This is a genomic window from Rhodococcus sp. NPDC055024, from assembly GCF_053608585.1.
This window is the reverse complement of record NZ_JBSGVT010000010.1, coordinates 98730-122830: the sequence shown is the minus strand read 5'-3', so window position 1 is coordinate 122830 and position 24101 is coordinate 98730. Positions and strand designations below refer to the sequence as shown.

21 protein-coding genes and 1 tRNA gene are annotated in these 24101 nt (G+C 62.1%); 14 read left to right on the top strand and 8 right to left on the bottom strand.

The genetic code is table 11. From position 1 onward, the window contains the following. The first annotated feature begins 18 nt into the window (after nucleotides 1-18). From ACWF6P_RS21115 to ACWF6P_RS21080, 8 genes are all read left to right on the top strand, one after another. Complete coding sequence (locus tag ACWF6P_RS21115) at nucleotides 19-936, top strand: carbohydrate kinase family protein (RefSeq protein WP_452622343.1); 918 nt, start codon at nucleotides 19-21, stop codon at nucleotides 934-936. Between the two features lie 95 nt (nucleotides 937-1031). Next, complete coding sequence (locus ACWF6P_RS21110; RefSeq protein ID WP_452622342.1) at nucleotides 1032-3248, top strand: MMPL family transporter; 2217 nt, start codon at nucleotides 1032-1034, stop codon at nucleotides 3246-3248. A gap of 18 nt (nucleotides 3249-3266) precedes the next feature. Continuing rightward, entirely contained in the window at nucleotides 3267-4472 is a 1206-nt protein-coding gene (locus ACWF6P_RS21105) for a sensor histidine kinase (RefSeq protein WP_452622341.1), read from the top strand. Then, the gene (locus tag ACWF6P_RS21100) at nucleotides 4469-5143 is read left to right on the top strand and encodes a response regulator transcription factor (RefSeq protein ID WP_452622340.1); all 675 of its coding nucleotides are present in this window, start codon (nucleotides 4469-4471) and stop codon (nucleotides 5141-5143) included. The genes ACWF6P_RS21105 and ACWF6P_RS21100 overlap by 4 nt, the downstream gene beginning before the upstream one ends. Nucleotides 5144-5209: 66 nt before the next feature. Beyond that, a complete protein-coding gene (locus ACWF6P_RS21095) occupies nucleotides 5210-6520 on the top strand; it encodes a DUF222 domain-containing protein (RefSeq protein ID WP_452622339.1) in 1311 nt (436 codons plus the stop codon). A gap of 326 nt (nucleotides 6521-6846) precedes the next feature. Continuing rightward, nucleotides 6847-7974 (top strand): NDMA-dependent alcohol dehydrogenase, encoded by a 1128-nt coding sequence (locus ACWF6P_RS21090; protein ID WP_378538502.1) that lies wholly within the window; start codon nucleotides 6847-6849, stop codon nucleotides 7972-7974. A 36-nt stretch (nucleotides 7975-8010) separates the two neighbouring features. Next, entirely contained in the window at nucleotides 8011-8850 is an 840-nt protein-coding gene (locus ACWF6P_RS21085; protein ID WP_452622338.1) for a serine hydrolase domain-containing protein, read from the top strand. 128 nt (nucleotides 8851-8978) lie between these two features. After that, complete coding sequence (locus ACWF6P_RS21080) at nucleotides 8979-9488, top strand: DUF3145 domain-containing protein (RefSeq protein ID WP_378447935.1); 510 nt, start codon at nucleotides 8979-8981, stop codon at nucleotides 9486-9488. A gap of 123 nt (nucleotides 9489-9611) precedes the next feature. On the opposite strand, the gene ACWF6P_RS21075 is transcribed toward ACWF6P_RS21080, so the two are convergent. From ACWF6P_RS21075 to aceE, 6 genes are all read right to left on the bottom strand, one after another. Next, nucleotides 9612-11045: an acyl-CoA carboxylase subunit beta gene (locus ACWF6P_RS21075; RefSeq protein WP_452622337.1), complete on the bottom strand. Its 1434-nt coding sequence runs from the start codon at nucleotides 11043-11045 to the stop codon at nucleotides 9612-9614. A 108-nt stretch (nucleotides 11046-11153) separates the two neighbouring features. Beyond that, complete coding sequence (locus tag ACWF6P_RS21070) at nucleotides 11154-12404, bottom strand: KasA/KasB family beta-ketoacyl-ACP synthase (protein ID WP_003941591.1); 1251 nt, start codon at nucleotides 12402-12404, stop codon at nucleotides 11154-11156. A 7-nt stretch (nucleotides 12405-12411) separates the two neighbouring features. After that, nucleotides 12412-12687 carry a meromycolate extension acyl carrier protein AcpM gene (acpM, locus tag ACWF6P_RS21065; protein ID WP_003941649.1) on the bottom strand — a complete coding sequence of 92 codons (276 nt, stop codon included), beginning with the start codon at nucleotides 12685-12687 and terminating at the stop codon, nucleotides 12412-12414. An 84-nt stretch (nucleotides 12688-12771) separates the two neighbouring features. After that, nucleotides 12772-13680 carry an ACP S-malonyltransferase gene (locus tag ACWF6P_RS21060; RefSeq protein ID WP_452622336.1) on the bottom strand — a complete coding sequence of 303 codons (909 nt, stop codon included), beginning with the start codon at nucleotides 13678-13680 and terminating at the stop codon, nucleotides 12772-12774. 127 nt (nucleotides 13681-13807) lie between these two features. Then, on the bottom strand, nucleotides 13808-15136 hold the full coding sequence (locus ACWF6P_RS21055) for a PucR family transcriptional regulator (protein ID WP_452622335.1): 1329 nt from the start codon (nucleotides 15134-15136) through the stop codon (nucleotides 13808-13810). An 85-nt stretch (nucleotides 15137-15221) separates the two neighbouring features. Then, a complete protein-coding gene (gene aceE, locus ACWF6P_RS21050) occupies nucleotides 15222-18077 on the bottom strand; it encodes a pyruvate dehydrogenase (acetyl-transferring), homodimeric type (RefSeq protein WP_317826242.1) in 2856 nt (951 codons plus the stop codon). A 233-nt stretch (nucleotides 18078-18310) separates the two neighbouring features. Here aceE and ACWF6P_RS21045 point away from each other — a divergent pair, with 233 nt between their 5' ends. From ACWF6P_RS21045 to ACWF6P_RS21030, 4 genes are all read left to right on the top strand, one after another. Beyond that, on the top strand, nucleotides 18311-18871 hold the full coding sequence (locus ACWF6P_RS21045) for a hypothetical protein (RefSeq protein ID WP_452622334.1): 561 nt from the start codon (nucleotides 18311-18313) through the stop codon (nucleotides 18869-18871). Nucleotides 18872-19048: 177 nt separating this feature from the next. Further along, nucleotides 19049-19474 (top strand): DUF3052 domain-containing protein, encoded by a 426-nt coding sequence (locus ACWF6P_RS21040; RefSeq protein ID WP_452622333.1) that lies wholly within the window; start codon nucleotides 19049-19051, stop codon nucleotides 19472-19474. Nucleotides 19475-19510: 36 nt separating this feature from the next. Continuing rightward, nucleotides 19511-19975: a peroxiredoxin gene (locus tag ACWF6P_RS21035; protein WP_317554954.1), complete on the top strand. Its 465-nt coding sequence runs from the start codon at nucleotides 19511-19513 to the stop codon at nucleotides 19973-19975. Between the two features lie 32 nt (nucleotides 19976-20007). Next, nucleotides 20008-20079 (top strand) — tRNA-Val (locus ACWF6P_RS21030). Between the two features lie 803 nt (nucleotides 20080-20882). On the opposite strand, the gene ACWF6P_RS21025 is transcribed toward ACWF6P_RS21030, so the two are convergent. Then, a complete protein-coding gene (locus ACWF6P_RS21025) occupies nucleotides 20883-21554 on the bottom strand; it encodes an Ltp family lipoprotein (protein ID WP_452622332.1) in 672 nt (223 codons plus the stop codon). Between the two features lie 323 nt (nucleotides 21555-21877). Between ACWF6P_RS21025 and ACWF6P_RS21020 the strand changes: the two genes are divergently transcribed. Together ACWF6P_RS21020 and ACWF6P_RS21015 are read left to right on the top strand one after the other, a co-directional pair. Then, nucleotides 21878-22102 carry a hypothetical protein gene (locus ACWF6P_RS21020; protein WP_452622331.1) on the top strand — a complete coding sequence of 75 codons (225 nt, stop codon included), beginning with the start codon at nucleotides 21878-21880 and terminating at the stop codon, nucleotides 22100-22102. 65 nt (nucleotides 22103-22167) lie between these two features. Next, nucleotides 22168-23187 (top strand): cobalamin biosynthesis protein, encoded by a 1020-nt coding sequence (locus ACWF6P_RS21015; protein WP_452622330.1) that lies wholly within the window; start codon nucleotides 22168-22170, stop codon nucleotides 23185-23187. Here the strand turns inward: ACWF6P_RS21015 and ACWF6P_RS21010 are convergent. After that, a complete protein-coding gene (locus ACWF6P_RS21010) occupies nucleotides 23128-24066 on the bottom strand; it encodes an SURF1 family cytochrome oxidase biogenesis protein (RefSeq protein ID WP_452622329.1) in 939 nt (312 codons plus the stop codon). The genes ACWF6P_RS21015 and ACWF6P_RS21010 overlap by 60 nt on opposite strands. Nucleotides 24067-24101: the final 35 nt, after the last annotated feature.

Here is a 24101-nt window from a genome sequence, read left to right as displayed (position 1 = left end):
GAAGGTTAGGGTCTACCGATGAGTGATACACGCGAACGATCCGTCGTGGTGTGTGGTGAGGGACTGGTCGATCTGGTGCCGGTGGGGGATAACTTCTCGCCCAAATTGGGCGGGGGGCCGTTCAACGTTGCGATCGCACTAGGTCGACTCGGCTCTGACGTGGGATTCGTCTCTCGCTTGTCCACCGACGCGTTCGGAGATCGGATGATCGACTCGCTGGCCGCGTCGAACGTCGACACAACCGGAGTCGAACGCGGACCCGAGCCGACAACTTTGGCCGTCGTGAATCTTGCTGCGGACGGGGGAGCGCGGTACTCCTTCTATCTCGAGGGAACGGCGGATCGACAGTTTGCGCTGCCGAAACTTCCCTCTGCTCGGGCGTTCTCGTTCGGAACGTTGTCGCTAGTGCTCGAGCCCGGCGCCTCTGCCTACGAAGCGATGCTGCACGAAGCTCATGCCCGCGGTCGACTCACCATGGTGGACCCCAACATTCGCCCGGCGGTGATCGCAGACCCAGACGCCTATCGACGACGGTTTCGGTCGTGGTTACCGTCCATCGACATCCTCAAGGTGAGCGACGACGACGCCCAGTGGTTGGGTTCGGTCGACGGCACCGAGTGGCTGGACGAAGGCGTCGGCGCCGTGCTGCTCACCCGTGGTGGTGATGGGTTGCGGTTGATCACCAGCGAACTCGATGTTTCGGTGTCGGCGCCCGCGGTTGACGTCGCGGACACGATCGGTGCGGGCGATACGGTACACGGAGCCCTGTTGGCTTACCTTGATCGACACGACGCACTCGACGCCGCCGTTCTGCGTGGGTTTTCCGAGTCCGATTGGACGGCTGCGTTGATCTTCGCTGCGCGCGCGGCAGCCGTCACGGTGTCGCGACCGGGGGCGGATCCGCCGTGGTCGAGGGAGTTGGGCCTGCTCGGCTAGCCCTGGGGACTACCGCCCTACTGCGAGCGCAGTACGCGTAAGTGTCTACCTGTGCACGATGTGCGACGGGGTCGTGTATCGGCACAGTGATACGCATGTCGATATTTCTGTACAAACTCTCGAGACTTGCGTTTCGGCGCCGCTGGGCGATGGTGGGCTTCTGGCTCGTCCTGCTGGTGGCGGGCGGAGTGGGCGCAGCAACGTTGTCCGGTCCGACGGTCAACACGTTGTCGATTCCGGGCACCGAATCGCAAGCGGCGCAAGATCTTCTGGCTGAGAGATTTCCGCAATCGTCCACCGACGGAGCCAGTGCTCGCATCGTCTTCGAATCTCCTGCGGGCACGACGCTCACCGATCCGGCGATTCGACAATCCGTCAGTGACTTGGTCTCTGCGCTCGGGAAGGATCCCGAGGTTGCAGCGGTATCGGATCCGTATGCCTCCGGGGGAGTGTCGTCGACTGGGACGATCGGATACATGCAGGTCTCCTATACCGCCGACTCGATGGACTTGCCGGACAGCTCGAAAGAACTGCTCGAGTCCGCCGTTCACGACGCTGCGGGTTCGGGACTGGCGGTCGATGTCGCCGGCAACGTGCTGATGGAAAGCAGTGCCGAATCGATGGGCGAAGTGATCGGCGTCGCGATCGCCGCGGTGGTCCTGACGGTCACTTTCGGTTCGTTGGTGGCGGCAGGGCTTCCGTTGATCAGTGCACTCATCGGCATCGGCATCGCGATCTGCACGATCACCATCGCAACGGGCTTCATCGAATTGGGTTCGAGCACAACCGTCCTGGCAATGATGCTGGGTCTGGCCGTGGCGATCGACTACTCGCTGTTCATCGTCTCGCGCTACCGCTCAGAACTACGTGACGGACATGATCCCGAAATCGCAGCGGGCCGCGCAGCCGGGACAGCGGGATCGGCCGTAGTGTTCGCGGGGTTGACCGTGCTCATCGCATTGGCAGGATTGTTCGTCGTGAACATCCCGTTCCTGACGAGCATGGGTCTGGCTGCGGCGTTCGCAGTTGCTGTTGCCGTGGTGATTTCACTGACTCTGCTGCCCGCCACGCTGGGATTTGCAGGATCGCGCGTTTTGAGCCGATCCGATCGTCGCCTGCTTGCGTCCGGTGGTCAGTTGACGCATCGCAAAACGAAGGAAGGCGCAGGCTCGCGATGGGCCAAGTTCGTGATCCGGCGTCGAGTTCCGGTTTTGCTCGCGTCAGTTCTCGGGCTGGGATTGCTGGCGATCCCCACCTTCGGCATCAACCTGAGCTTGGCGAGCCCACCGGTGCCCGACACCACTGCCGCCCGAGCCACCGACCGACTTTCCGAGGGATTCGGTGCCGGGTTCAGCGGTCCGCTGATGGTGGTCGTCGACGTTGCCGACGCCGCAGATCCGGCATCGGCATTGAGTGGGGCCCAGGAGAAACTCGGTGCTCTGCCCGACGTAGCGGCAGTGTCACCGCCCGCGCTCAATCAAGCCGGTGACACAGCAGTGATCACAGTGGTTCCGTCGAGTGGCCCGGAAACCGAGGCAACCAAGGCGCTCGTCGCCGATATTCGAGCGGTCGCCGGATCGCTGACCGACGAGACCGGGGCCACGATGTCGGTCACCGGTCAGACAGCCTTGACGATCGACGTCTCGGACCGCCTGGCCGATGCCCTGGTGCCTTATCTCGCATTGGTCGTCGGCCTCGCCTTCATCCTCTTGATGTTGGTATTCCGCTCGATACTGGTACCGCTAAAGGCAACTCTCGGATTTCTGCTCTCCATCGGCGCGACGTTCGGTGTGCTGGTCGCGATCTTCCAGTGGGGTTGGTTCGCCGGGATTCTCGGAATCGAAGGTCAAACCGGATCAGTTGTCGCGATGTTGCCCATCTTCATGATCGGCATAGTCTTCGGGTTGGCGATGGACTATCAGGTGTTCCTGGTGACCAGAATGCGTGAAGCGTACGTCCACGGTGACGGACCGGACGAAGCAGTCGTGAAGGGCTTCGACCAGGGTGCCCGAGTGGTCACGGCCGCGGCGCTCATCATGATCGCCGTTTTCGCGGGCTTCATCTTCGGCGGCGACGCCTTCATCATGCAGATCGGACTCGGACTTTCGTTCGCGGTTCTGTTCGACGCCTTCGTGATTCGCATGACAGTCGTTCCGGCCGTCATGTCCCTGTTGGGCTCGAAGGCATGGTGGTTCCCAGCTTGGCTGGACCGGTTGGTCCCGAACGTCGATGTCGAGGGGGAGCAGTTGACTGCGCTGCTCGCAGATTCGAAGGATTCCACTGAGCCCGCGAACGACAAGTTGTCGGTGTGATCCGGATACGGTAGATCGATGACCTCGACTTCGACGTGGGGTCGATGGTGTGCGGAACACCCGCGCACCATCGACCTGGCACTGACCATCCTCGTGCTCCTTGCCACGTGGACGGCGCACCGCATCGCGCTCGACGGCAATGAGACCCGCGAGGTCACGGTTGTGGGAGTCGTCGTGACAGCTATTGCAGCCGCAACCATCGTGTTCCGAAGGCGCTATCCGTTCTCGGCGCTCGCGGTGGCAGTGCTTCTCGGCGTTTTGATGATTGCGCTGTCGGCGCCGCCGAATGCCGGCACAGGTTCGGCGGCGATGGTATGCCTCTATTACGTTGCCAGCACGAGTGACCGCCGGAAGACCTTTTTCGCAGCGGCAATCACAGTCGGATCGCTGATGCTTGTCACGACTTTCCTGGGAGTAGGAAACAACCTCCTACAGGAAGCGCTGGGGTTGTTGTCTTGGTTGCTGATGGCGAGTTTCGCCGGCGCTGAGGTCCGTTCTCGCCGTGCATATCTGGAGTCCGTCGAAGAGCGTGCGGTACAAGCGGAAAGAATGCGCGAGGACGAGGCTCGACACCGGGTCGTCGAAGAAAGAATGCGGATAGCGCGAGACCTGCACGACGTCGTCGCGCACCACATAGCATTGGTCAATCTGCAAGTTGGGGTCGCGTCGCACCTGATCGGGAAAGACCCGGAGAAAGCGACGACTGCACTACGCGGAGTGGAAGAAACATCCAAGGCCGCACTGGACGAGATTCGGGCCACCGTTGGTGTTCTCCGTGATGCGCAGGACGGCGATCGCTCGATGAAGCCGGCTCCGGGGCTTTCGGATCTACCGGCACTGGTGGATCAATTCGTCAGTGCAGGAATGGAAATCGAGGTGCGCGCTGTGGGTTCTGTTCGCTCGCTCGGGCCCGCAGTAGATCTCACGGCGTACCGAATTATCCAGGAGGCACTCGTGAATGCGAGCAAGCATGCTCTGCCAGGGGCCGTCACCGTGTCGTTGTCGTACGAAGCCGAGGTTCTGGTGCTGACAGTCGAAAACTCCGGAACAGCAGTGCCTTCGACTTCGCCACCCGGGTACGGACTGCTGGGGATGAAGGAGAGGGCTCAGGCAATGGGAGGCGAGGTGTCAGCAGGATTCCGTGCGGACGGGGGATTTCGTGTGGACGCGCAACTTCCGCTTGTGTCAGTGTCGAGCGGTTCTCTGCGTGAGGAATCGCTGTGACTGTTCGGGTAGTAGTGGCGGACGATCAGGCGCTCTTTCGGCAAACGCTTGCACTGCTCATCGGTTCTGAAGACGACATGGAGGTGGTCGCCGAGGCGGCGGACGGAGAGCAGGCGTTCCAGGCAGCGCTCGAACACCGACCTGACGTTGTACTCATGGATATTCGAATGCCGGGCACCAGCGGTGTCCAAGCAACCGCCATGATCGCCGATCATCCGGATTTGTCCGACGTACACGTGTTGATCCTGACGACATTCGAGGTGGATGAGCATGTGGCACAGGCGATCCGGGCGGGTGCCAGCGGCTTTATCGGCAAAGGGATCCGGGCTGAAGATCTGCTGGATGCTGTTCGGACGGTCGCAAGTGGCAACTCGTTGTTGTCGCCGATTGCGACCAGTGCGTTGATTACTCGATTCCTTTCCATCCCGTCGCGGGCAGACTCGACTTCTGGGATCTTCGGTCAATTGACGCCGCGTGAACTCGAAGTGGTAACTCTCGTTGCTATGGGGATGTCCAACGACGAGATCGCCGCGGAGTTGGTGATCAGCGCTGTCACGGCAAAAACGCACGTGAACCGGGCGATGACAAAACTTGATGTCCGTGACCGCGCACAGTTGGTGGTTCTGGCCTATCAATGCGGTCTGGTGGTTCCGGGACGCTCGGTGGATTGATTCGAGAAACCCCCTTGACTCGAACGTGTGTTCGAGTATGCTTTGGGGAGGGGATCGGGGGATTCTATGAGTGTCTTGTTGTCGGACGTGGTGTCTGGTTCTGCGGTGGGGATACGCGGACGTCTGTGGCGGTTGTCTGCTGCCGAGTTGCGCGCTGCGGCTGTCGAGGCGAGTGCGGAGATTCTTCGGCTGGAAGCCGTTCGGGTGGCGGTAGTGGACGAACTGTCGATGCGTCCGGATGATCAGGTGATCGCCAGCCGCGGTGTCGGTGCGTGGTTGGCGGCGAACACGATGCTGCAGGTTCGGGACGGGAAGAAGATCGCCGCCCTGGGTGCCGCGCTACGGCCGTTTCCGGCTGTGGCGGCAGGCTTCGATGATGGGGATTGCTCGTTCGATCACGCCGTCTTGATCGTGACGTTCTGCGAATCCCCGCCGAAGGGGATGCCGGAGGAAGCGCTACCGAAGTGCATCGACCTCTTGCTCGCTGCAGCCTCGGGGGTGGAGGCGACGACGACGAAGGTGCGGCACGTCATCGCGACCTTGGAGCGGGTGTTCGAATCGGATGAGATTCCACCCGCCGAAGACGTGGATCTCAATGAGTTGCGCATCGCCTCGACACTTAATGGTCGGGTGGTGGTGCGCGGCGATTTCGACGCCCTCACCGGCGAAATGCTGCTCTCCGCCCTGTCGAATCTGACGATGCCGACCCCGGCACCGGATGGAACCCCCGACGCACGGTCCGCGGCGAAGCGGACGGCGGACGGGTTCACCGAACTGATCCGCCGATATCTGGACTGCGCAAAAACCGGAACCGACGGCGGCCAACGACCGCACGTGAACGTGCATATCAATGCCCGCGATCTCGCTGAGCATCGGGATTGTGCCGCACAGTCTTCGGATTCGGGTGATGACGGCTCTCTGGGCCCGGCCGATCTTGATGTCGGGCACATGCCCTGGCTCGGGCCACTCTCGGTCTCACAGACCAGACTCCTCGGGTGCGACTGCTTCCTGTCCACCGTCCTGCTCGACGATCACGGCGCACCGTTGGATACGAGACCCGGAAAACGGTTGGTCACCGCTGAACAACGCGTCGCCCTCATCGCCCGCGACAGCGGCTGTGCGTTCCCCGGTTGTTCGTGCGTACCGGCGTGGACCGACGCGCACCATATCCGGCACTGGGCGAACGGCGGTCCGACGGTGATGAACAACCTTGTCCTGCTGTGCCGTTCGCATCACCGGTTGATGCACCGTAAATCCGGGTTCGTCGGCAAGTGGGAAATCCGGATCGGTGTCGACAACAAACCGTGGTTCATCCCGCCGCCCTCGATCGACCCCGGGCAGCAGCCCAGGCCGGCGAACACCACCTTCAAAACTTGAGAGGGTCCAACCTCAGGCACAACAGAACACGCCCAGGCTCCGCATCCGACTTGACTGCCGGAGGCGGAGTCCAAGGTGCGTGCTCTCGTGATGACCGTGGTTTCGGCGCGACCGTGGTTTCGGTGAGACTGTGATTTCGGTGAGGCAGGAAGACGTGTCCCACTCAGTGGGTCATTTTTTCGTCGTTGCCACGCCGGTTGTGCCAGGTCATTTGGACGGCTGACCTGCACCGCAAAATCTTTCGTTAGAACACGTTCCAATTTCGTAGTTTTGTGGCTATGGTCACAGAGATAGATGCGGGTGTGCGAATGAAAGGGTGAAGTGACGTGAAGACCAAGGGTGCAATCCTGTGGGGCCTCAACGAGAAGTGGTCCGTCGAGGAGATCGAGATCGGCGAGCCGGTAGCCGGCGAAGTTCAGATTCGCATGGAAGCGGCCGGAATGTGCCACTCCGATCACCACATCGTCACCGGCGCGACCCCGATGCCGTCGTTCCCCGTCATGGGTGGGCACGAGGGTTCGGGCGTCATCACCAAGCTCGGCCCAGAGGTCAAGGGGTTGGAGGTCGGCGACCACGTCGTCCTGTCCTTCATTCCGGCTTGTGGAACCTGTCCGGCGTGTTCGGCCGGCCATCAGAATCTGTGTGACCTCGGGATGGGCCTGCTCAGCGGCCAGGCCATCAGCGACGGCACCTACCGAATCCAGGCTCGCGGCGAAAACGTGATCCCGATGTGCCTGCTAGGGACGTTCTCGCCCTACATGGTCGTGAACCAGTCGTCGGTTGTGAAGATCGACAAGGACATTCCGTTCGAGGTTGCAGCACTCGTCGGTTGCGGCGTTCCCACCGGTTGGGGATCGGCAACACACATCGCTGATGTGAAGCCGGGTGAAGACGTTGTGATCATGGGCGTTGGCGGCGTCGGTATCAGTGCCCTGCAGGGTGCTGTTGCGTCGGGTGCCCGCTACATCTTCGCCATCGATCCTGTGCCGTGGAAGCGTGAGCAGGCTCTGAAGTTCGGCGCAACACATGCGTTCGAAAGCGCCGCCGCTGCCATTCAGCCGATCATCGACGCCACGTATGGACGCATGGCGCAGAAGACGATCATCACCGTCGGCGAAATGAAGGGTGAGTACGTCGAAGAGGCGATGATTCTGACGGCCAAGGCCGGTCGTTGTGTTGTCACCGCAATGGGGCATCTGACGGACATGGACGTAAAGCTGAACCTGTTCCTGATGTCGATGCTTCAGAAGGATCTTCAGGGCAACATCTTCGGCGGTGGTAACGCTCGCCAGGACGTGCCGAACCTCCTCGCGATGTACAAGGCAGGCAGGCTGAACCTCGACGACATGGTCACTCGGACCTACACCCTGGAAGGTGTGAACGACGGCTACCAGGACATGTTGGATGGCAAGAACATCCGCGGCGTCATCCGGTACACCGAAGCTGACTGGTGATCGTAAGCGCAACGCTTGTGCCAGTAGTCTGATCGGGTGCCCAGTACTCACAGTCTTGACGTAATTCAGCAGTGGCCGGTCGACAATGCGGCAGCGGTCGTCCTCTCCGGGAAGAACTCGGGTGAGGGCGACCGCGTTCGTGGTTTCAGCGGCGATCAGTCGCGCGTTTTCCCTCTGGCTTCGGTGACAAAACTGTTGTGCGCCTACGCGATTCTCGTCGCGGTGGAGGAAGGGGCGGTCGAGCTGGACGGGCCGGCCGGACCTGAGGGGTCGACGGTTCGACATCTCCTCGCGCACGCGTCGGGGTTGGCATTCGCCGAACGTGTCGTTCAGGCGCCGGTGGCGTCGAAGCGGATCTATTCGAGTGCGGGATTCGAGGTACTTGCCGAGTTGGTTTCCCGGGAGACCGAGATCGAATTTGCCGACTATCTAGCCGAGGCCGTGTTCGCGCCATTGGGTATGACCAGTGCGGCTCTCGTCGGTCCGGCCGGTCACGGTGCGCAGGCATCGGCAGACGACTTGGCCAAGTTCGCGGCTGAACTGCTCTCACCGACCCTTGTCTCGACGCAGACGTTCGCCGAGGCGACAACCGTCCAGTTCCCGGGGCTCAACGGAATTCTTCCGGGTTACGGCTCTCAGCGCCCGAACGACTGGGGACTCGGATTCGAAATTCGCGGCGACAAGCGTCCGCATTGGACTGGGCTCGAGAACTCGCCGGCAACCTTCGGTCATTTCGGTCAATCGGGGACTTTCCTGTGGGTCGATCCCGCGATCGATACTGCGTGCGTCGTACTTACCGACCGCGACTTCGGTGACTGGGCCAAACCTTTGTGGACTGAATTGTCCGACGGCGTGATCGGCGAAATTTCTCGATAGAGCACAAATTTCTCTCCTTCCACTGGCGCAACACGGGTAACACAAGGCACACTGTTCAATCGAGCGTGCTGCACGAACTCGACAGAGGTCGTTGGGGAAGACGTCCCTCGTCGAAGCAGGAGGCTCGAGTGCGCGAAATGAATCAATTCGCGGACGTGACGACTGGTGTGGTTTACATCCACTCGTCGCCCGCGGCGCTGTGCCCGCACGTGGATTGGGCTCTGTCCGCCACGTTGGACAGCCCTGCCAAACTCAGATGGACCTCCCAGCCTGCCTACGACGGCCTTCTCCGTGCAACGACGGATTGGACAGGTCCCGTCGGAACCTGTGCCCGCCTGGTCGATTCGCTACGCGCGTGGCCGATGTTGCGTTTCGAGGTCACTGAGGACCCGAGTCACGGCGTCGACGGCGAACGGTACAGCCATGTACCTGGTCTCGGTTTGTGGCGCGGATCCACCAGTGCGAACGGTGATGTCGTCGTCGGGGAGATGAAACTGCGGTCCATCATGAATTCCGGTGGAGACATCGCCGCCGAAATCGGTCGGGCAATAGGCGCACCGTGGGACGAGGAACTCGAACCCTTCCGGAGTTCAGGCGAAGGTGCCGAAGTGACATGGCTGCGAAGGCGCGTCAGCTGACCGAGGTCCATCCTGAACCCTGAGTGCTCTCGTGGCTTGAACGACTAAGACTTGAATGACAAAGGTGGGCCCCGCCGTATCGGCGAGGCCCACCTTGCTGTCAAGGGATACTGTCAGGGGATATCAGAGCGGAATGTTCTTGTGCCGCGCGCGGACAGACGGCGCAGACGCGAGCGCAGCTGTGACGATGCTGCGAGTCTTCGCCGGGTCGATTTCCTCGTCGACGACGCCGATTTCGACCGCGCGGTCGACGCCGCCCGCGATTGCCTCGTGTTCGGCAGCGAGGCGGTCGTGTAATGCTTCACGCTCGTCGTCCGGTGCAGCTGCGAGGGCCCGCTTGTGCAGGATGCCGACAGCAGCCTTCGCGCCCATCACGGCAACTTCGGAGTTTGGCCAAGCGAATACGGCCGTTGCTCCGAGGGCTCTCGAGTTCATCGCGATGTATGCGCCGCCGTAGATCTTTCGAGTGACGACGGTGACGCGGGGGACCGTTGCCTCGGCGAAGGCGTGAAGTAACTTCGCTCCGCGTCGGACAACGCCTTCCCACTCCATCGAGACGCCCGGCAGATATCCGGGAACGTCGACGACGACTACGAGCGGCACGCCGAATGCGTTGCACAGTCGCACGAATCGAGCGGCCTTCTCAGCGCTTTCGGAGTTCAGGCATCCGCCGAGTCGGAGCGGGTTGTTTGCAATGACGCCAACGGTACGTCCGGCCATCCGACCGAAACCGGTGACGATGCTCCGCGCGTAATTGCCTTGCAGTTCTTCGAAACTCGACTCACCTTCGACGTTGTCGAGCATTTCGTGAACGATCGGACGAACGTCGTACGCACGTTTTGCGGACGCGGGCATCATGGCGCGCAAATCGCTGTCGCCGAGCTCGGCCGCACGCTGATCGAATTCACCCTGCTCGCACATCATCGAAACCAGGCGGCGTGCGCGGTGCAATGCGTCGGCCTCGTCGTGTGCGGCGATGTGCGCGACACCGGACTTCTTGGTGTGCGTGTCCGGACCGCCGAGTGAAACCATGTCGACCTGTTCGCCGGTGACACTGCGAACTACGTCTGGGCCGGTGACGAACACTCGGCCTTCCGGGGCCATGATCACGACATCGGTGAGGGCTGGACCGTACGCGGCTCCGCCGGCCGCGAAGCCGAGCACGACGGAAATTTGAGGTACGAGACCCGACGCGCGGACCATGGCCTCGAAGACCAGTCCGACGGCGTGGAGTGCTTCGACGCCTTCAGCCAGACGCGCGCCACCGGAGTGCCAGAGGCCCACGATGGGGGACTCTTCCTCAATAGCGGTATCGATGGCTTTGACGAGGTGTTTGCAACCGTCGACGCCCATGGCGCCGCCCATGACGGTGGCGTCGGAGCAGTATGCGATGGTGCGGACGCCGTCGATGTTTCCGGAAGCAGCAAGCACACCGGACTTGTCACGGGCGTGGAGTGGAACTGTGGTGCCGGGGTCGAACAGATTTTCCAGGCGCGCAAGAGGATCGCGCGGGTCTGTCGATGATTCGGACTTTGTCACGGGGGCCAGGATGGTCATCGCGTCCTCCTTCAGTACGAGCCTTGGGTGGAACGAAAGGTCGGTGTTGTCCGCGGGTGACGTTGTGTTGCAACGACACCCGCGGACAGGTGCAAACCGCGGTTCGGGCTAGGCCCGACCGAAGGCGAGCGCGACATTGTGCCCACCGAAACCGAACGAGTTGTTCAGTGCGAAATCGAAAGAGCCGGTTCGGGGTTCACCCTTGACGACATCGAGATCGATCTCTGGATCCTGGCTGTCAACATTGAGCGTGGGCGGGATGATCCCGTCACGCACTGCCAGAACCGTCAGGACTGATTCGAGGGCGCCGACAGCGCCGATCGAGTGTCCCAGCGCGGATTTCGGGCCGTACACCGCAGCGTGATTGCCGACCGCTGCGTTGATTGCCTTTGCCTCTGCGATGTCACCGATCGGCGTCGCAGTGGCGTGGGCGTTGATGTGCTTGATGTCGGACTTCGTCAGTCCGGCCATCTCGATTGCTCGGGTCATGGCTCGCGCCGCGCCCAGGCCTTCCGGATGCGGTGCCACGATGTGGTACCCGTCCGAAGTGATTCCGGAACCAAGCAGGCGGGCGTGAATCGTTGCCCCGCGTGCCTTTGCGTGCTCCTCGGTTTCGAGGATCATCAGGGCGCCGGCTTCGCCGAAGACAAATCCGTCGCGATCCTTGTCGAAAGGACGTGAAGCTGCGGCCGGATTGTCGTTGTTGGTGCTCATCGCACGCATCATGGCAAAGCTCGCGATCGGAACCGCGTCGATGAAGCTCTCGACTCCACCAGCCACAACCATGTCCGCGTCACCCATGACAAGCATGCGGTGAGCGTGAGCAATTGCCTCGGAACCCGACGAACATGCTGAAACCGGGGTGATGACGCCGCCGCGTGCTCCGAGCTCGAGCCCGACCGTTGCGGCCGGTCCGTTGGGCATGACCATCTGCACCGAGAACGGGGACACCTTGCGGTATCCGCCGCCGCGGAGCTTGTCGACGGCGTCGATGAGCGTGTCGCCGCCGCCGAGTCCGGTGCCGATGACAACGGCCAGGCGGTCCTGATCGACTTCAGGGCTGCCGGCGTTGCTCCAGACCGTGCGACTCAACGTGAGGGCAAGGCGTTCCACCCAGCTCATCCGTCGAATTTCGACGCGGGACAAGCCCTCGTCCGGTGAAACCTTCAGGTGCCCGCCGATGCGAATGGGAAGGTCGAACTCGTCGATGAACGGGTCATCGAGGATTCCGATGCCGCTTTCGCCGGCGAGTAGCGCCTTCCACGTGCCATCCACATCACCAGCCACCGACGTCGACGTCGCGAGGCTCGTGACGACGATGTCGGGGAATTTCCCTTTGCGGGTAGAAGCGGAAGTCACGGTCGGCTCACTCTGCGTTCTTGGCTTCGGCGCCTTCGGCTTCGAGCTTCTGGATGTACGCGACGATGTCGCCGACGGTGCGCAGGCCTGCAAGATCCTCGTCGGGGACCTTCACGCCGTACTTGTCTTCGGTCTGAACAGCGATCTCGACCATGGACAGGGAGTCGATATCGAGGTCGTCCACGAAGGACTTGTCAACGGTGACCTCGGAAGGCTCGATACCGGTGACCTCCTCCACGATCTGGCCGAGTTCCGCGATGATTTCTTCCTGAGTGTGGGCCACTGGTGTGGCTCCCTTCTTGATCGATTGAGGTGGGGTGAAACGTCCGGCCGCCGTTGTGGCTGATCAGCCGGTAGGCCGTCCGAGCTAGGTCAGCTCGGACAGTGCGGAGATATCCTCCGGGTTCTTGAGGGCCACCGTCGGTGTGCCACGCATTTCACGCTTGGCAATTCCGACGAGGGTTCCGGCCGGCGGGAGTTCCACGATCGCGGTGACTTCTGCGGTCCGCAACGAAGCGGAGCAAAGATCCCAGCGAACGGGGCGGGTAACCTGCGCGGCAAGTTTGGTGAGGGCGTCGGCGCCCGAGGAAACCGGTGCGCCGTCCGAGTTGGAAAGTAGCGTGCGCGTCGGATCGGACGGGGTGATCTTGGCGGCAGCAGCCGCGACGGCGTCCTGTGCAGGTGCCATGAAGCGGGTGTGGAACGCGCCGGCGACAGGCAGTGCTCGGACTCGTGCCTTTTCGGGCGCATTCGCCGCGAGTTCTTCGAGTGCAGTGAGCAGGCCGGCGGCCACGATCTGGCCGGCCGCATTGCGGTTGGCCGCTTCGAGTCCGAGTTCTTCGAGTCGTGCGAGTACTTCGGCTTCGTCTCCACCGAGAACTGCCGACATGCCGGTCGGCTCGAGTGCGCAGGCCTTGGCCATCTCGGCGCCGCGAATTGCAGCAAGTGCAACCGCGTCGTCAGCGGAGATCACTCCGGCGACCGCAGCGGCGGCAAGTTCACCCACCGAATGGCCGGCAGCGATGACGTCGGTGCCGAGCAGCCCGCGTGATTCGATTTCCTCGTATGCCAGCAGAGCGGCGGCGACGACGAGGGGCTGTGTCACCGAGGTGTCTGTGATTTCTTCGGCAGTTGCGGTCGTGCCGAGGCGGACCAAGTCCAGGCCGGCTGCCTTCGACCACACTTCGAGGCGGTCTTGCGCTCCGGGCAATGCCAGCCAGGGGCTGAGCATGCCGGGTGTCTGAGAGCCCTGTCCCGGGGCGAGCAACGAAATCACTTATTAAGAGAACACCGCCGCGAGCAACCTGCGAGATGTCGGTCGCGATGAACTCTGGCGAAGTGTTTTGTAGGGTTCCCACAAAATCCCACGTCGCGCTCGGCCATCGAAATTGGACGCTCGGGGGTTACAGGTTTGTTAGTCCGGATGTTAAAGATGTGACTGAAGTAACCGAATTGTTCGATTTGAGATCGATTTGTGTCAATCGGCCCACGGTAGCGGCGATCCGTAGTACGTATGCGTCGCGTGGATTCGTAGGATCCCGGCCGGTAACTTCCGCGATTCGCTTCAAGCGGTACCGAACGGTATTTGGATGAACAAACAGAAGACGTGCACAAGTCTCAACCGCACCTCCACAGTCGAGATAACTGTCTAAAGTATCGGTCAAGACTGTGCCGGATTCAGCTAAAGGTGCGACCAGGAAATCGCGAAGAGCCTTTACGGCAGCGGCGTCTCCCAGTAGTGCCCGTTCCGGGAGCAGTTCAGTCGCGAAAACCGGACGAGGTGCGCCGCGCCATCCGGCAACGGCTTTGATTCCCGCGAGAGCTTCGGACGCACTGAAGTGCGCTGCGCTCAACGACGGCGTTGTCGGGCCGATCACCACCGGCTCGTCGGCGAAACTCATGAGCAGGTCTTGAAGGAACTGGCTGCCTTCCGTCTTGCTGCTCAGCTCGCCGCTGACGATCATCACCAGCCGCGGACCCTGCACCACGGCAAGAACAGCGCGCCCGTGCGCGGCGGCAGTCGCGTGGACGGTGCCGGCAACCGAGACCCGCTCGTCCGGCGGGGGAGACCCGACGATGACGGTGGCCGGGGCAGTGGCATCCCAGTTCAAGGTGGCGGCGCGGGAGAGCATGTCCGACCCGGTGTCTCCCTGCACGACGGCGTCGACGACGAGCGCTTCCAGTCGCGTGTCCAGGGCTCCACGAGATTCGGCCGCGCTTGCGTAGACCGTCGCCGCTGCGAAGCCGAGTTCACGTCCGTAGCGCAGGACGGCCTCCGTCAGCGCGATCAGCTGCTGATCGTTGCGGGCCAGAGCCGGTAGCCATTTCTCGAAGAACTCCATCGCCACCCGGACCATGTCGACGGTCTGGCGGAGCGTGAGTTGTCGAGCAAGATCCTGAGGGATGACCGGAAAAGACTCGTATCCGAAGCTGATCTCCGAGTCGAGTTGCCGCAGCCATTCGAGGAAGTTCACCACCGACGTCTGCACCAAGAGTTGAACGTCGGCGCGCTGCGAAGCGTCGAGACTGTCGAAGAAGGGAAGCTGCTCCTCCATCACGGTCACAGCCTCGGTGGAGAGCCGACCGGAGAACTGTTTGACGCGGCGGAGCAAGGCCTCGGGGAGTGGATCGCGAACCTGACGACGGCGGGCGAGAACAGCCTGCAACCCGGACGACTGTGGTCGGGTGCGGCGCACACCCTCTTCGGGTTTCTCGGGATCAGGTTCGGGCATGAGAAAAACCTACGCCCATCGCCGCAGCGGATGTCGAGATGACACCCGCGGCGATGGGCGTAGGTCTGTTTTCGAGCGCTCTGAGTTACGCGCTACCGGTGTCCCCGGTCTGCTCGGGCGCAGCATTCACGTCGTCGATGCGGTAACGGCTCGCTGCTTCGACGGCCTTGGATCGCTCGATCGATCCTTCCTTCGCCAAACCGATCAGGACGGCAACGACGATGGATTCGGCATCGACGTTGAAGTAGCGACGAGCCGCGGTGCGAGTGTCGGAGAAACCGAACCCGTCCGTGCCGAGCGTGGTGTAGTCGCCCGGAACCCACTGACGGATCTGATCCGAGACCGCACGCATCCAGTCCGAAGCCGCGACGACAGGACCCTGAGCCGAGGACAACGCCGTGGTGACGAAGGGAACCGGAGCATCCTCGGACGGATTGAGCAGCGCCTGACGTTCGCATTCGACGCCTTCGCGGCGCAGCTCACCCCAGGACGTGACCGACCAGACGTCTGCCGAGACGCCCCACTCGTCGGCGAGCAACTTCTGCGCCCGCAGCCCCTCGGGCATCGCGACACCGGATACCAGGATCTGTGCCTTCGGGCCGGCGGCCTCGGAAGTCTTGTAGAGGTAGATGCCCTTGAGCAAGCCCTCGACGTCGAGACCTTCGGGCTCGGCCGGCTGAACGTACGGCTCGTTGTAGATGGTGAGGTAGTAGAAGATGTTCTCGCCACCGAAGCCGTCGACGCCCTCAGTTCCGCCGTACATGCGGCGCAAGCCGTCCTTGACGATGTGCGCCAACTCGTACGAGAACGCGGCGTCGTACGTGACAGCGGCGGGGTTGGTGGATGCCAGGAGCAGGGAGTGTCCGTCGGCGTGCTGGAGGCCTTCACCGGTCAGGGTGGTTCGACCGGCGGTCGCGCCGAGAACGAATCCGCGAGCCATCTGGTCGGCAGCCGCCCAGAGGCCGTCGCCGGTGCGCTGGAAACCGAACATCGAGTAGAAGATGTACAGCGGAATCATCGGTTCACCGTGGGTGGCGTACGACGTGCCGACTGCGGTGAACGAAGCCGTCGAACCGGCCTCGTTGATGCCCTCGTGCAGGATCTGACCGATCGGGCTCTCCTTGTAGGCGAGCATGAGTTCGGCGTCGACGGACGTGTAGAGCTGTCCGTTGCGGTTGTAGATCTTCAGCGACGGGAACCACGAGTCCATACCGAACGTGCGAGCCTCGTCCGGAATGATCGGCACTATGCGCTTGCCGATCTCCTTGTCGCGCAACAGTTCCTTGAGGATGCGCACGATCGCCATGGTGGTGGCGACTTCCTGCTTGCCCGAACCCTTGCGGATGACGTCGTACGTCTTGTCCTCGGGCAGCTTGAGCGGCGCCGCGTCGGTGTTGCGCGACGGCAGGAACCCGCCCAGTGCTTTACGACGGTCGAGCATGTACTTGATCTCGGGTGCGTCGGCGCCCGGGTGGTAGTACGGAGGCAGGTACGGATCCTTCTCGAGCTCGGCATCCGAGATCGGGATGTGCTGCATGTCGCGGAACGCCTTGAGATCGTCCAGCGTGAGCTTCTTCATCTGGTGCGTGGCGTTGCGGCCCTCGAAGTGCTTACCGAGGGTGTAGCCCTTGATCGTGTGGGCGAGGATGACCGTCGGCTGGCCCTTGTGTGCCATGGCGGCCGCGTAGGCGGCGTGGACCTTGCGGTAGTCGTGGCCACCGCGCTTAAGGTTCCAGATCTCCTGGTCGGTGAGGTCCTTGACCAGTTCCTTGGTACGGGGGTCACGTCCGAAGAAGTGATCGCGCACGAACGCGCCGTCGTTGGCCTTGTACGTCTGGTAGTCGCCGTCCGGCGTCACGTTCATCAGGTTGACGAGTGCGCCGTCGCGGTCGGCATGCAGCAGCGCATCCCACTCGCGACCCCAGACGACCTTGATGACGTTCCAGCCGGCACCGCGGAAGAACGATTCCAGTTCTTGGATGATCTTTCCGTTACCGCGGACCGGACCGTCGAGGCGTTGGAGGTTGCAGTTCACGACGAACGTCAGATTGTCGAGGCCTTCGGTTGCTGCGACGTGAGCCAAGCCGCGTGACTCGGGCTCGTCCATTTCGCCGTCGCCGAGGAATGCCCACACATGCTGATCGGTGGTGTCCTTGATGCCTCGGTCGTTCAGGTAGTGGTTGAACCGGGCCTGGTAAATGGCATTCATCGGGCCGAGACCCATCGAGACCGTCGGGAACTCCCAGAAGTCGGGAAGCAGCCGTGGGTGCGGGTAGGACGGCAGTGCGCCGCCGAAGTCTGCGTGCGACTTCTCCTGGCGGAATCCGTCGAGCTGTTCCGCGGGGATGCGACCCTCGAGGAAGGCACGCGCGTAGATGCCGGGGGAGGCGTGACCCTGGATGAAGATGTGGTCGCCGCCGCCCGGGTGGTCCTTGCCGCGGAAGAAGTGGTTGAAACCGACCTCGTACAACGCTGCCGACGATGCGTAGGTCGAGATGTGTCCGCCGACGCCGACGCCCGGCCGCTGGGCGCGGTGGACCATGATCGCGGCGTTCCAACGAATCCAGGCGCGGTAGCGACGTTCGACCTCTTCGTCGCCGGGGAACCACGGCTCGTTCTCGGTCGGGATCGTGTTGACGTAGTCGGTCGAGGTGAGCGCGGGGAGTGCGACGTGCTTCTCGCCGGCGCGTTCGAGCATGCGGAGCATGAGGTAGCGGGCACGTGTGGGCCCGGATCGATCCAGAAGTCCGTCGAATGATTCGAGCCATTCGGTGGTCTCGTCCGGATCGATGTCCGGCAGGTACGACGCAACACCCTCGCGAATGACGCGAACGCGACCGTCGGTTCCCCCCGGCGTATTCGATGCAGGCGGACCCGACTCGCCGGCGGCGCCGGAATCGGCGTTCTGCCCGGACGCGGGACCCTGGATCAGGTCAGACAACGTGTGCTCCTCATTGGTTTGGGGACGCGTGGTGGGGCGTCCTTACATAGGTGATCGAGGCCTTGTTAGGTCCGACGCACTTCCATCGTGAATATGGCGCGTACCTCATCTTTCACCATCCCGGTCGGTCCGGCACACCTCGCCTCTGGTTACTCTCGGGTAGCGTTTTTGGGCGTGACGCAGGGGCGCGATGGTTCCCCGTAGTCACAGGCTTGGGGGATGGATCGGAACGTATGAAGGGGTGGGGAAAAATAAACAAAGAAATCAATTACGGCCGAGTTGGGGCGTGGGTCGCGATCGGGTCGATCGCAGCGGGGCTGTCGGTGATCGTGGGGTGCTCCGCGGCGGTGACCGGATCGGCAGTTCCGAATGAATCGCAAGCCGCTGCATACCAATCCGAGGTGAGTATTTCGGTGGCCGCGGCGTCTTCGTCGAAAGCGGCGGCAGATGCTGCCGAAGCAGCCTTCACGATCTGCGAGGAAGCGGTCTCTCGATCGAAAAACGACGTGGTCGCGTTCAACGCTTACGTCGACGCCGGAAATCAAGGCGCGACGGACCTGAGGGCCGAAGCAAGGACTGCTGCTTCGTCTGCACGGGAGACGGCTTCGTGGTTCGACTCGGTCTCGGGTGAACTCCCAGCGGAACTTTCCGGACTGTTCGACGAATTGGCCGCGAACCTACGTTCGTCTGCTGCCGTGATCGAGAGTGATCATTCGGCGGGTGAAATCAATTCGATCAGCGATGCGAGCAATTCGATTCGCAAGTCGATCTTCGAAGAATGTGGATCCCTGTGACCTGCGGTAATCCGCAGGCGTATGGTTCGGCGTGAGTCAGAAGACGATCTTTGAGGAAAGTTTTCGGCGTGGTCGGCTTGCGCTAACGCCTCAGACCATGTTCGCTTTCCCTAATTGATCGTCAAACGGTAGGTGTGCGGGGTCGCCACACACCATCAACAAAAGGAGGACCCCACCGTGGTCGCCGCGGCGGATGCCCAGAACTACGCTCAGAAACTCGGGATTACCACTGACATGGTGGTGCAGGAACTGGGCTGGGATGAGGATACCGACGACGGCATTCGTGCCGCGGTTGAGGAAACCATCGGCGGGGAAATGCTCGACGAGGATTCTGACGAGGTCATCGACGTCGTGCTGCTGTGGTGGCGTGACGGGGACGGTGACCTGGTGGATGCCCTGATGGATGCCATCGGGCCGCTCGCCGACGAAGGCTTTGTGTGGGTCCTCACCCCGAAGACCGGTTTCGACGGTCACGTCGAGCCCAGCGAGATCGCCGAATCGGCGCCGACTGCCGGCCTGACCCAGACATCGGCTGCCAACCTCGGTGACTGGTCGGGAAGTCGATTGGTTCAGCCGAAGGCCCGTCCGGCCAACAAGCGCTGACCCGGTCCTTTTCCGCACTTTCCCAAGGAATCGCACATGCCTCTCGATGTTGGTGCCCAGGCACCGGATTTCACCTTGAAGGACCAGAACAACCAGGAAGTGTCGCTCGCGGATTTCCGCGGTAAGAAGAATGTTCTGCTGGTCTTCTATCCGTTGGCCTTTACCGGGACGTGTCAGGGCGAACTCTGCAAGGTCCGTGACGAGCTTCCGAAGTTCGAGAACGACGACACTGCCATTCTTGCGATTTCTGTCGGTGCTTCGCCGACCCACAAGATCTGGTCGGCAGAGCAGGGATACACCTTTCCCTTGCTGTCGGACTTCTGGCCGCACGGTGAAGTCGCTCAGAAGTACGGGGTGTTCAACGACAAGTTGGGCTTCGCGAATCGCGGCACTTTTGTCATCGACAAAGACGGAATCATTCGTTTTGCCGAGATGAACGGCCCCGGCGAAGCTCGTGACCACGGACTTTGGGCAAACGCGCTTGCCGCGCTAGAGTCTTAGAGCACTCCCGGTGAGGGTCTCACCGGGAGTTCGGGCGTGTAGCTCAGTGGTAGAGCTCTGGTTTTACACACCAGCGGTCGGGGGTTCGAAACCCTCCGCGCCCACCGAAGGAACGAGCCCTGATTTGCATTCAAGTGCAGGTCAGGGCTTTTTCTATGCCTGGTCTGCGATCTGACTTCACCTTTTGCCCACATTCTGCCCACACCAGCTCGCTCCCGCGCCTCGTCGAGTGCGGTCGCAACGACCTCAAGATCATCGTCAAACAGATCGGCGTAGACATCGAGTGTCATCGCCGCGGATGCATCTCCGAGCATATTCTGAATGGCCTTGACGTTCGCACCGCCGCTCACTGCTAGCGAGTCTGAATCGTGTCTCAGTTCATGCGGAGTGACGGGAGGGATCTTTGGCGGCAGTGACAGCCTTGTCGAACCCATCCGCTCGACGTGTACGGCCGACCGAGGTACCCGCCATCCTCGTCAAGGGAGCAGAAGGCATTCGTGCCCCATTTCCCCTTCGCTCTGCCGAGCGAGGTAACGCACAGGAACTCTGGGTTCGGGACGGTGCGCCCCTTGTGGCCCTTGGCTGTGCGGCGAGTCGCCCAAGTCGATCGCCCCAACGCTGGTCGTTAGCGCAATAGGCAAGATGATGGCGATCGAACCGACCCGATGCATATCTCGAGCGCTGGCGCGGGTGAGATCGGCAGGAAGATGCCGACTACACGAAAACAGGCGAGATCCCGATAGCGGTTGCAGGCAGGGAGTGGTTGACCTGTGTGTGTGGACGTCACACAGTTTCGTCTTCACTCTTCGCGCGACGGCGAAGTGGTCGATCGCCGAGGACGTGCACAACAAAAGCCCCCACCGTGAAGTGGGGGCTTTCGTCGTTTAGAAAGGTTGGTTCGAGTGGCTCAGTACGCTGCGTTTGCGCCGTACTCTGCCTGCTCAGGTGTATAGCCTTCGAACTCCAACTGTTCAATCAAGCCGGACTTGGAGAAAGACGTCATTTCGAGGTACTTCTTGGCGCTCAGCGCGGCCTGCTTATTCCAGTCCGCATCCAGACTATCCACTGCATACGTCGCATCGTCAGTCGAGAAGCCTTCGAATTCCAGTTGTTCGATCAGGCCGCTGCGCGAGAAGGCGGTCATGTCGAGGTATCGCTTTGCAGATCGGGCGGCGTTCTTCTGGCTAGCGCTGATCTGTGGTGCGGCCGGTGCGGCCGTAGTGGTGGGAGCCGGCGCCTGTGCGGGAACCTCCACGGGGGTGGTGACGTCTACGGCGGCGACAGGCTGACTAGTGGCGCTCGATGCAGTTGACGCTGCGTCCGCCTTCTCCTCCTCTTTCTCGCCACCGGCAAGCGCGGCAATGATTCCGATTACGACAATGACCCCTACGACCCACGGCCACTTCTTCGTCTTCTTCTTGACTGGCTCGGGCTGCTGTGACGGCTGGTAGCCGCCAGGAGGCGGACCGTACTGTCCCGGCTGAGGCTGTCCATAGGGTTGCTGCGGCTGCTGCTGGCCGTAGGGCTGATTGGGATCCTGGCCGTAAGGCTGGTTCGGATCCTGCGGCGGCTGTGTCATTGCGCATTCCTTCAGTCTGTTTGCTCGCGCGTTACCTGGCGAGTATTCAGATATCAAACCAGACGGACCGTACGTAATTGATAACTACTCCAAATTGCGCGATCCGGCCGTTCTTCCCCTGCCTTCCGGACCTCGCGAGATCGAAGCAACCGTTTACGAGCAGGTGTATGCGAACTTTAGAAATGCCGTCGACCGCAACAGTTCGACGTCACTGCCTGGGTGGACATCTGTTATCCGGCGATGTTCGTCGATCTGCATGTATATGCAGGTCGGGGTTTTTCATTTCCGGCAACAAATGTCCCGCGATACGACACTCTGGACGCATGTCCAGTTCTGTGATCGAAGTAGCCGTCGACCCGACGCGCGTGCATCCCACCCGTCCGCACATACATATCGCCGAGATGCCCAGTCTGAGTGTTGCGTTGTTCCCGGGGCAGACGATCCGAGTTCGCTCCCTAGATGACGCACTGGCCACCGGGATTGCCCGTGTCTGGGAAATCAATCGAATGCACCGCTTGATCTATCTGACGATCGACTGGGACGGGTAGAGATCAGCTCGGTCAGACACGTGACGGTTGGCCAGAGGACGAGCGTCGCTGCTACAACTACGCTCGTGCAAATTTCGGTTCGTTCGTCCCAATCTCGATTCAGTGCGCGAGCCGCCGGCCTTCTCCTCGGCTTCGCTGCGGATCGGGTGTTCGCCGATCCGGGGCGGTTCCATCCGGTTGCCGGCTTCGGTACCGCAGCTATCGCGCTGCAGAAGATTTCCTACCGAGACTCGAGGATGGCCGGAACAGTTCATGTCGCTGTGCTCGTGTCAGGTACCGCGGGGCTCGGCCTCGCGGCCGAAACAGTGTCGCGCCGGGCAGGTTGGGTGACCGTGACGGGTACGACGGCGGTAGCCACCTGGGCCGTGCTGGGCGGAACGTCGCTTGCACGCACCGGCAACGACATGGCCGCGCGGTTGGAGGCCTCACGCGTCGATGGCGACCTGACGGAACCGCGTGCGCTTCTTCCTTCACTGTGTGGACGTGATCCCTCGGTGTTGGGCGAAGAGGGCCTCACACGAGCTGCACTGGAGTCGGTCGCCGAGAACACGTCCGATGCGAGCGTCGGCGCATTGTTCTGGGGCGCAATTGCGGGTGTACCGGGGCTGTTCGCCTACCGCGCCGCCAACACACTCGACGCGATGATCGGTTACCGCTCGGAGAAATACCTCAGATTCGGGTGGGCCGCGGCGAGGTTCGACGACTTGGTCAACATCGTCCCCGCTCGGCTCACAGGCGCGCTGACGGCCGCGTGTGCACCGGTGGTGGGCGGCTCGGTGCGGGAATCACTGACAGCGTGGAAACGCGACGCAGCGGCTCATCCAAGCCCCAATGCGGGCGTCGCGGAAGCGTCGGCGGCAGGGGCATTGGGCATTTCGCTGGGAGGCCGGACCGAGTACGCGCACGGCGTGGAGATGCGGCCTGTCCTCGGCGGTGGGCCTGCGCCTGCGCCGAACGATCTGCGCCGCGCGTCGAGGCTTTCGTCGGCGGTGCAGATCAGTGCAGCAGTGGTGGCAGCGGGTATTTCAGCGGGTATTGCCGTATCGATCGGCAAGTTTGGCTTCCTGCGCCGTCAGCGGCACTGACTCCGGTTCCGGCTTCTTAGGGCGGGTGAAGGTACGAGCCGGTTCAGCGGGGGGTGCGGCAGGCGCGGACGCCGTTGCCTCTGGGGTCTTCTCGGCAGCGGCGTCGTCGGTCGCAAAGCCCTCGACAGCTGCTTGAGCTGCCTTCTCCTTGCGACGTTCGCGCCACTCCGCGCGAATGAAGTAGGCCAGTCCGAGCGGCGCCATGATGCCGAAAGCCAACCATTGGAACCCGTACGAGAGGTAGGGGCCCGCGTCGAGTTGGGGGAGCGGAATCGTGCCGAGACCGCCGGGCTGGTCGGGTTCGAGCTGGATGTACGCGTCGATCAGGTCCGTTCCGATGAACTCGCCGATGGGTTGTGCGTCGATGGAGTAGACCTGCTTCGCGCCGTCCTCGAACATCGGAACTCTGCCGGGCGCAGTGCCTTCCGAGAGGCGCACGCGGCCGTTGAGCGTCACCGGATCGGTCGGCGGCGCAGCGATGGGCGGTGCCTCGGCGCCGTTGATCGGCCGAACGTATCCGCGATTGACGAGGATCGTGCGACCGTCGTCCAGGCGGAAAGGCGTCAGGATCTCGTACGAAGGCGCGCCCTCGATGGACTGCAGGCGGACGAGAATGTCGGCGTCCGGCAGATAGGCACCTGCCGCGGTGATGTTTCGCCATTCGTCGTCCGGTGCGATCGTCGAATCGGAGATGACATCACCGATCGGCACGGTTTCCGCGTTGATCGAGTTCGAGATCAGATCATTGCGATGCTCGGTCTTGGTGTTCTTGCCGAGCTGCCACGGAGCGAGCACGGTGAAGCACAGGTAGGCGAAGAGCCCGACCACAGCTGCCAGTACCAACCAACCGGGCCGCAACAGGAATTTCAGTCTTCGCACACGTCCACGGTATCCGTTGCCCGAACGGGAGTGAA

What these genes read in the sequence shown, in the direction of transcription:
- ACWF6P_RS21055 (WP_452622335.1), bottom strand. Translation starts at nt 15,136, where the DNA reads ATGCCCGAACCTGATCCCGAGAAACCCGAAGAGGGTGTGCGCCGCACC.
- ACWF6P_RS21025 (WP_452622332.1), bottom strand. Translation starts at nt 21,554, where the DNA reads ATGACACAGCCGCCGCAGGATCCGAACCAGCCTTACGGCCAGGATCCC.
- ACWF6P_RS21115 (WP_452622343.1), top strand. Translation starts at nt 19, where the DNA reads ATGAGTGATACACGCGAACGATCCGTCGTGGTGTGTGGTGAGGGACTG.
- ACWF6P_RS21110 (WP_452622342.1), top strand. Translation starts at nt 1,032, where the DNA reads ATGTCGATATTTCTGTACAAACTCTCGAGACTTGCGTTTCGGCGCCGC.
- ACWF6P_RS21020 (WP_452622331.1), top strand. Translation starts at nt 21,878, where the DNA reads ATGTCCAGTTCTGTGATCGAAGTAGCCGTCGACCCGACGCGCGTGCAT.
- ACWF6P_RS21035 (WP_317554954.1), top strand. Translation starts at nt 19,511, where the DNA reads ATGCCTCTCGATGTTGGTGCCCAGGCACCGGATTTCACCTTGAAGGAC.
- ACWF6P_RS21075 (WP_452622337.1), bottom strand. Translation starts at nt 11,045, where the DNA reads ATGACCATCCTGGCCCCCGTGACAAAGTCCGAATCATCGACAGACCCG.
- ACWF6P_RS21045 (WP_452622334.1), top strand. Translation starts at nt 18,311, where the DNA reads ATGAAGGGGTGGGGAAAAATAAACAAAGAAATCAATTACGGCCGAGTT.
- ACWF6P_RS21105 (WP_452622341.1), top strand. Translation starts at nt 3,267, where the DNA reads ATGACCTCGACTTCGACGTGGGGTCGATGGTGTGCGGAACACCCGCGC.
- ACWF6P_RS21095 (WP_452622339.1), top strand. Translation starts at nt 5,210, where the DNA reads ATGAGTGTCTTGTTGTCGGACGTGGTGTCTGGTTCTGCGGTGGGGATA.